Annotated in this window: 8 protein-coding genes; 1 reads left to right on the top strand and 7 read right to left on the bottom strand. The window is 43.1% G+C overall.

Translation table 11 applies throughout. From position 1 onward, the window contains the following. Window positions 1–236 precede the first annotated feature (236 nt). Window positions 237–857 carry a flavin reductase family protein gene (locus GKR48_RS04930; RefSeq protein WP_154627258.1) on the top strand — a complete coding sequence of 207 codons (621 nt, stop codon included), beginning with the start codon at window positions 237–239 and terminating at the stop codon, window positions 855–857. A 46-nt stretch (window positions 858–903) separates the two neighbouring features. Here the strand turns inward: GKR48_RS04930 and GKR48_RS04925 are convergent, their stop codons facing one another. From GKR48_RS04925 to GKR48_RS04890, 7 genes are all read right to left on the bottom strand, one after another. Continuing rightward, window positions 904–1,461 carry a class I SAM-dependent methyltransferase gene (locus GKR48_RS04925; RefSeq protein WP_154627257.1) on the bottom strand — a complete coding sequence of 186 codons (558 nt, stop codon included), beginning with the start codon at window positions 1,459–1,461 and terminating at the stop codon, window positions 904–906. Between the two features lie 473 nt (window positions 1,462–1,934). Beyond that, entirely contained in the window at window positions 1,935–2,351 is a 417-nt protein-coding gene (locus GKR48_RS04915; protein ID WP_154627255.1) for a YybH family protein, read from the bottom strand. 247 nt (window positions 2,352–2,598) lie between these two features. Beyond that, window positions 2,599–4,245, bottom strand: a complete 1,647-nt coding sequence (locus GKR48_RS04910) for a Na+/H+ antiporter (RefSeq protein ID WP_154627254.1) — start codon at window positions 4,243–4,245, stop codon at window positions 2,599–2,601. A 274-nt stretch (window positions 4,246–4,519) separates the two neighbouring features. Further along, window positions 4,520–4,972: a MarR family winged helix-turn-helix transcriptional regulator gene (locus GKR48_RS04905; RefSeq protein WP_036955244.1), complete on the bottom strand. Its 453-nt coding sequence runs from the start codon at window positions 4,970–4,972 to the stop codon at window positions 4,520–4,522. An 85-nt stretch (window positions 4,973–5,057) separates the two neighbouring features. Continuing rightward, a complete protein-coding gene (locus tag GKR48_RS04900; RefSeq protein ID WP_154602044.1) occupies window positions 5,058–5,813 on the bottom strand; it encodes a maleate cis-trans isomerase family protein in 756 nt (251 codons plus the stop codon). Next, on the bottom strand, window positions 5,810–6,841 hold the full coding sequence (locus GKR48_RS04895) for a carbon-nitrogen hydrolase family protein (protein WP_154627253.1): 1,032 nt from the start codon (window positions 6,839–6,841) through the stop codon (window positions 5,810–5,812). The genes GKR48_RS04900 and GKR48_RS04895 overlap by 4 nt, the downstream gene beginning before the upstream one ends. 18 nt (window positions 6,842–6,859) lie before the next feature. Then, window positions 6,860–7,771: a fumarylacetoacetate hydrolase family protein gene (locus tag GKR48_RS04890; RefSeq protein ID WP_154627252.1), complete on the bottom strand. Its 912-nt coding sequence runs from the start codon at window positions 7,769–7,771 to the stop codon at window positions 6,860–6,862. Window positions 7,772–7,824 lie beyond the last annotated feature (53 nt).

Genomic DNA, 7,824 nt, shown 5'->3' with positions numbered 1-7,824 from the left:
TCTTAATATTTTCATACAGTATAAAAATAAACTTAAATAACTCATTTTTTGTGTTTTATAAATTCAATTAATAAAAATTTAAATATAATTTAAATTTATTAATATCAGCCATGTTCATCATGAAAACTTTTCCATTATCCATATCATGCTTAAACTATGCATATCGTGCACTTTTCATTTACTAATATTAACTAGAATAAATTAATCCGTTAGGATAACGAAAAAAGGAGCCAATAATGAAAACTCAGTTTTACAGTTACCAACCTCAACAAGGCCATGGGCTTCCCCATGATCCTATCCCCTCATTAATTGGTCCGCGCCCTATTGGTTGGATCTCCACATGTGATAGGCAAGGCAACACCAACCTTGCGCCCTATAGCTTCTTCAATATTTTTAACTACTCACCCCCTATTTTGGTCTTTTCAAGTGTTGGAAAAAAAGATTCCGTCACCAATGCTATCGAAACAGGTGAGTTCGTTTATAACCTTGCAACTCTTGAACTTGGACAGCAGGTCAATTCAAGCAGTGCGATGCTACCTCACGGAGAAAGTGAGTTTGATCTGACTGGGCTTTCCACCTTACCGTCCACATTAATTACGCCTCCACGAATCGCCCAAACACCTGTTTCCATGGAGTGTGTGGTCACTGAATATCAGCAATTAAAGCGTGCAGACGGCAGCCTACTGGATACGTGGATGGTCATGGGGGAAGTGGTGATGGTGCATATTGATGAAGCCACCTTAGAGCAAGGCTTATATAACAGTGCTCGCCAAAAGCCCCTGATGCGGGCGGGGGGACCGGCTGATTATTACTGGATTGAAGAGCAACAAAAACTCGAAATGTATCGCCCTAAATAACGTAAAAAGCCTTAGGCCAGTTTCTATCTCGCTGGCCTAAGATGCGTTATTTGGGTACACAGGTATACACCCAAGCAGGTGGAAAATTGCGATATACGCGTTCTTTTGTAAATGAAAAATAACGTGAAAATAGAGGCTCACAACCTTGGGTATACTGAAATAACACCAATTTACCCTGATTCTTTACTAAGCTCTGACGTACCTGTTTTAATATTCGCATGCTGGTTTTTTTATTCAGGGACAGAAAAGGAATTCCTGAAATGATCAAATCATAATCACCCAATAAATATTCTGCAGAGCATGGATTAACCGCCACTCTCGGGTCATCAATCTGATTTAAAATATCAAGAAAATCACGATTAATTTCATAGAGATCTAAACGTGTTTTCGCCGTAATTTTATCCACGATATAGCGAGTCATAACGCCATTACCCGCGCCAATTTCCGCTATCTGGTTGCACTGTGCCCAATTGATATTATCGACCATGGTACTGCATAACCAACGGGATGATGGAAACACCGTCCCCATCGAAGCTGGTGATGCAATAAAATTCTTAACATAGAGTTGGTAATGATTTTTATGAGAAAAAAACGATTCCGCCATACTTCCTCCTGAATCAGAAATACCTTTTCTATTTCCTTAAGTTGATGCTCCACATTCACCGCAAAAATTGGCATTTGGGTCTACGGCTCTTTGGCATTGTCGGCATCTTATCTTTTGAAAATTTTGCCCCTGTGAAAAATAATTATCTTCGCTTCGACCATCATTGTATTGATAACCCCCACCGTGTTTACCTCGAGAGTCATGTTTACTTCTAGAACCATGCTTAGAACTGCTGCCATGTCCTGAATGACCTCGATATTGACTATCGCGTTTCGAGTCATAACGATTTCTACCGAGATTAAATAACCAGCTGAAAATTGACATAATAAATATCCTCCACCGTTATTCTTGTCTCGAGTATAAACCTTAGACTTAACTCTAAAGACAACAGTAAAGCTTAATAATTACAATAAAAAACCATTTATTACGTAAACTGAATTTCGCTGTTTTTTCATGACACAATCGGTGAAGACTTAGGATTTCAGCAATGAAGTTCCATAGGAATTATCAATCACACATAGCCACTTACCATCGATCAGTTTAAAAACGTAGGTAGCATCTCGCACCGTGTTAAATGATGTACCGTCTTGCATTTGCGCACTCAAAATAGTTTCAGCCAAGACTAAGGCACAATCTTCACCAAAAATAACTTTCACCGCACCTTGAGACACTTGCAGGCTGTGATTAAAAAATTCAGCGATGGCTGAAAACGCTTTCTTTAGGCTCTCTTTCCCATGGACATGTAAACCGTCTTTCACCACTAATGCGCCATTCTCAGAATAAAAACTCATTAAATAGCTGAAATTTTCTTCTGTGATGGCACGATCTGCGTTAGCAATTAGGGCTTCAAGTTCTTGCGTATGTTTTTGAGTATTTTCGAAAAGATTCATAGAGGGCTCCTTGTTGAATGCTAACCAGACAAGGACAAAAAACCCGCCTTATCTGGCGGGTTGAGGATGCAGCAAACTCCCACCAGTTAAGTGATGGTCATCATAATAATGAGGTGAGCGACATGCTGTGACATAATTTTTTCCTGAATATAATTAGAGATTACATTATCAATAATAAAATATATTTCAATGATGATGTAAAAATGGCTTAAGTTATCTTAAGCGGTTTGAGTCAACATACCATGAATCAGTGTTTTGAACTCTTATGGTGATTTAATGTTTCTTCTTTTAAATCAAGCTCATCACGTAAGCGATGATACACACGCTCATTGATGTTTTTCCCTTTACGCATTTGGTATAGCGCTTCACGTTTCGCTTTCAGAGCCGAATCTGACATCGAACGTTCCATTTCGATCATTCTATGTAAATCAAATACATCCGATTCCGTTTCATCCGTATTATCCAAACGGCGACCATAGATTTCTAACAGCTGAGCACCCACTTCGGTACGCATCGCGATCTCATCCATGTCGTCAGAAGGGTGATTCATTAATTCACGAATATGCGCCATTGCGGCTTCATTTAATGCCAAACGTGCACGAATTTCATCGTTATCGTAAGGTAAATCTTGCACCAAACCTTTGGTTAAAATCGGCAATGCGATGCTAGCAATTAACAGCGAACACAGGATCACGCCCATTGAGAGGAAGATAGCCACATCACGGTTAGGGAATAATGACCCATCTGGCATTAAAAATGGCAATGTTAAAATACCTGCTAACGTAATTGCCCCGCGAACGCCAGCTGTTGCCATCACCGCCATCATGCGAATGCGCACTTCATCCGCTTGCTTTCCGCGGCGACGATTGTGGAAAACTGTCAGGGTCATTGATACCCATACCCAAGCAAAACGCAGCGCACCTAATGCAAGGGTGATAACCGCAACATACACAAACAACATCCAAGGATGGCTAGCACCTGCGGCTTCGGCTACCTGCGGTAGATTCGTCCACATACCTGGTAGCTGCTCACCCAGCAGAATAAAGATCATGCCGTTTAAGCCTGTCTGTACCGTGTCCCAAACGGCCTTACTTTGCATACGAGTCGCTGCTTGCATGCGCCCTGCGATTTTTTCGTAGTGCATCGCAATACCCGCAACAACGGCGGCAAGGATCCCAGAAACATGCAGATGTTCAGCCAGCAGATACGCTGTAAATGGCATCAATAGGCTAATCATAATTTGGATAGCCGGCTCTTCACCCGTACGCTTGACCAAGAATTGGTTTAACCAGCCGATTGCCCATGCGACTAATAAACCAATCGCTATCCCACCAAATGCCACCAGCACAAATTGACCCGCAGCAGATGTCAGAGAAAACTCCCCTGTCAGCGCAGCCACAACCGCAAAGCTAAAGCACACTAAGCCCGTCGCATCATTGAGTAGAGATTCTCCTTCAAGAATGTGCGCCATACGCGATGGCAGTGGCGAATTCACTGTCATCGCAGATACCGACACAGGGTCAGTTGGGGAAAGGATAGCTGCCAGTGCAAAAGCAACCGCCAGTGAAATCGTTGGGATCAGCCAATGGATAAAGAACCCCATCCCAATAACGGTGACGACCACCAAGCCAATCGCCAATGACATAATTGGCTTAATTTCTTGGAATAAGGCTTCTTTGGGAATTCGCCATCCATCAAGAAATAGCAATGGAGGAATAAATAAAAATAGAAAAAGATGCGGTTCGAATTCCACTGTAAATCCGTATAACGACAAGGCAGCCCCTAGCGCTATCTGGATAATTGGTAATGGAATGATGTCTTTAAGTAATCGAGAAACAAATACGCTCACGATGACTGCAAGTAAAAAAACGAGTACAAGTGTCACTACTGACATTGAGTGCTCCATAATGGTTTATCTTAGTTATCTGCCTTGCAGTAAATAGATAAATCAAATCAATGTAAAGCATCAATTTATTACCGAATAAAAAAACAAAACAAATCAAAAACTACGATAGCAATCATTGTGTTACAGGATATTACTTAATTTCCAATACATTACATTTCTATTCAATACACTAGTGTTTTATAAGGATTTAATCTGTTCTTCTGTTATAAATCCTTATCACTCATCAAAAACGGATAATTCCGAGTATTTCAATGTAACTTATCTATTTGATTTCTGGGCTATGTCTATCAATCAATTCTTGTAAAACTTGCTTGAGCATTTTGCTTTTACGAACACCAAGAGGAGCCAAAACCTGCCTTTCGTGTTCTTCCGCAGCAATCAATAACCCTTCGACTAACTCGACGCCACTCGACGTCACACTCACGAGTGTCACACGGCGGTCACTTCCCGTATGGTTATTGTGGCGGATCACATGCCCTTGCTGCTCTAATCGTTGTAATACCCGCGTGATTGTTGGTTGCTTACTGACAGTTTTTTGCGACAGCTCGGTGATCCCCATCGAACCATTATTAGCTAATGTGGAAAGAACTCGCCACTCCAAAACAGATAGCCCATTAGCTTCCACAACTGCATGAAATTCAGATGAAACTAGCATCCATGCCTGCCCCAAAAGAGCAGGCAGGTAATTATCAACGAAGACTTTCGATTCAGGCATCAATTCCTCTTTTCTCGCTTCTGGTTTTATGACATTAGAAGCTAGCAGAGTAGCAGAAGGAAACCGAACTCTTAACATAATTTAACTAAAATCTTCCGCTAAGTAGCGAGCCAAAACCATCCACTCGCGTATCTAGCCCCAATTTTTTTAGCATCATGTAGGTTGTTGCCACAGACGATGACAACACTGGTAAACCCACTCTATTTTCAATCAGTTGAATCGATGGTAATGATGGCATTTGCACACAAGCCGATGCCACAATCGCATCCACATTGGTGTTCAGCTTTTTGGTGATTTCCACTGGCGCTAATGGGTTTTGTCTGCCCACTTCGAGGTTGTCAGGGATCTCCAACGAAATGCTATCCACCACTTCAATACCTTCATGTTCAATATAGTCGATGACCATTTGCGTTAATGGCTTCATGTACGGCGTCAAAATCGACACTTTTTTTGCGCCAATGGCATGTAACCCTTCGACTAACGCGCCTGCACTGGTGACTACTGGTGCTGGATGCCCGTTATCGATGGTGCATTGATGAAGACGTTTTTGCGAAACACGGTGATAGCCTTTTCCCATGCTCATAATAGCAACCAAGCAGGCATACCCTAATACATCAACATCGGCATCTGACAGCTCAATGGCACAACGGTCACTGTCTGAATCCATCTTTGCTAATTCATCTTTGGTGACTTTCTGCATACGCATACGGCTAGAGTGGAACGTAAAACGCTCGGCAAACATCGCTTCACGGGCGCGCAATATGGCCGGAATTTCAGTTTCCATCGTGGTATTTGATGAAGGCACAATCTGACCAATACGAAATGTACGTGCTAAGCTCATAGTCCTTTCTCCACTGAAGAGTCATCCGATTCAGCAAACTGATTAAGTTCATCAACATCTTGTCCACCATGATGGAAACGAGCCGCCGTTAATGGGCGTCTATTGACCTGTAAGTCAAAGATATCAAAGCGATTATAGTGCCCTGTAATATCATGCATTTGGCGAGGTTGAATACAGCGATTCAAATCAATTTCAGCGTATACAATACCTTCTTTATCAATCAATGGTTCCCCAATCACTCGACCGTCGGGACCGATAATGCCGGAAAACGCGCTATTTTGACGCGCGAGCAACTCACGGGATTCGGGATGCGACACAGCCATAGCTTCAACGATTTCTTCAGAAACTGTTGAACACGAAATGATGGTAAACACTTTACCTTCAAAGCAGTGAGCTGAAGCACGTAAACGAATCGCATCTGCCATATCGTAGTCTTTTGGTGCCACTGGCAGTGCAATATAACTGGCAATATGAACCAATTCGCCTTGAGCCAATAACGAGAAGCGCGCCAACGTATTGGTATTTTCGCCACATGCCAACGCACCTAAAGGACCAATACTGGTTTGGTGAACTTTCAGCGAGGAAGCATCCCCATTTGCCCACGTTAATTTTTCCGCCCACGTTGGGACTAATTTACGGTGACGCCCTAAAATTTTACCTTCATCAGAAATCGTGACTAACGTGTTGTATAGCGTGGCAATCCCGTTCGGATTACGCTCATTCACACCCACCACCACGTTGATATGGTGACGAGCAGCGGCTTGGGCGATTCGTTTAATTTCCGGCCCCGGAACTTCAATGGCAGATTTGCACAGTTTCTCAAACCAAGGGCTGCCATCAATTGGGTTCATCACCCAGCTCCAATACGGGTAGCCAGAGACAAACACTTCAGGAAATGCCACTAATTTGGCACCATTATCAGCCGCTTCTTCAATCAACCGACACACTTTATCAACAGTCGCATCAGTATCGAGGAATACAGGGGCGGCCTGTACTGCCGCCGCCTTAAATTGAGGTAGATTCAACATATTGCTATCTCCCTTGGGTTATACCGCAACCACTGGATGGCGTAATTCACCGATTTTTTCGACATACGCTTCAATCACATCACCCGGCCATACCCACTCTTGTGGAGAACGACCCGCACCAACCCCTTCAGGAGTACCTGTTGCGATAATATCCCCCGGCTCTAAGGTAATGCCTTTGCTGATATCAGCAATTAACGCATTCACGTTAAACAGCATGTGGCGAGTATTGGAGTCTTGCTTGGTTACGCCGTTAACTTTCAAACTCAGATTCAGTGAGTGAGGATCAGGAATTTCATCAGCCGTTACGATGCACGGGCCAAATGGCGCGTAAGTATCCTGACCTTTTGAGTAGATCCATTGACCCGCACGACGGCAATCACGCGCACTCATATCAATCATTAAGCTATAACCGAACACATAATTCAGTGCGTCTGCTTCAGATACCCCTTTAGCACGCGTCCCCATAATCACCGCCAACTCCACTTCCCAATCCAGCTGCTGAGTGATTTTACTGTTGTGCTCAATCGCATCACCTGGGCCAATCACCGTTGTTGGCGGTTTAGAGAAAATAACGGGCTCTTTTGGTAGCTCTTTAGAGGTGTCCAGCGTACGGCTCGATTCCGCAACGTGTTCAACATAGTTCAAACCGATCCCAAAGATATTTTTTCTTGGACGTGGAATTGGCGCTAAAATTTTCACGTTCTGAACAGGCCATGCCGTTCCCGCAGGAAATTGACCTTTATGTGCGTTTAATAATTCAGTACCTGCACGGATCCCTTGAGGGCCTAAATCAATAAAATCCAACATATTATCAGGGAGATATTGGCCGTTCTCTTCAGCTAATCTCGCTAAATCCACGACTTGCTCGTTAACAATCGCCCCTAAACGTGCTGCTGCGGTCACATCTGAACGGTAAGTAATAAGACGCATAATTTTTCTCCTTGAGTCAGGTCTTAAGACCTAACTGAAATCTTCACGTAAAT

This window comes from Providencia sp. wls1943, assembly GCF_009706275.1.
Taxonomy (GTDB): Bacteria; Pseudomonadota; Gammaproteobacteria; order Enterobacterales; family Enterobacteriaceae; genus Providencia; species Providencia zhijiangensis.
This window is presented reverse-complemented; position numbering and strand designations above follow the sequence as displayed.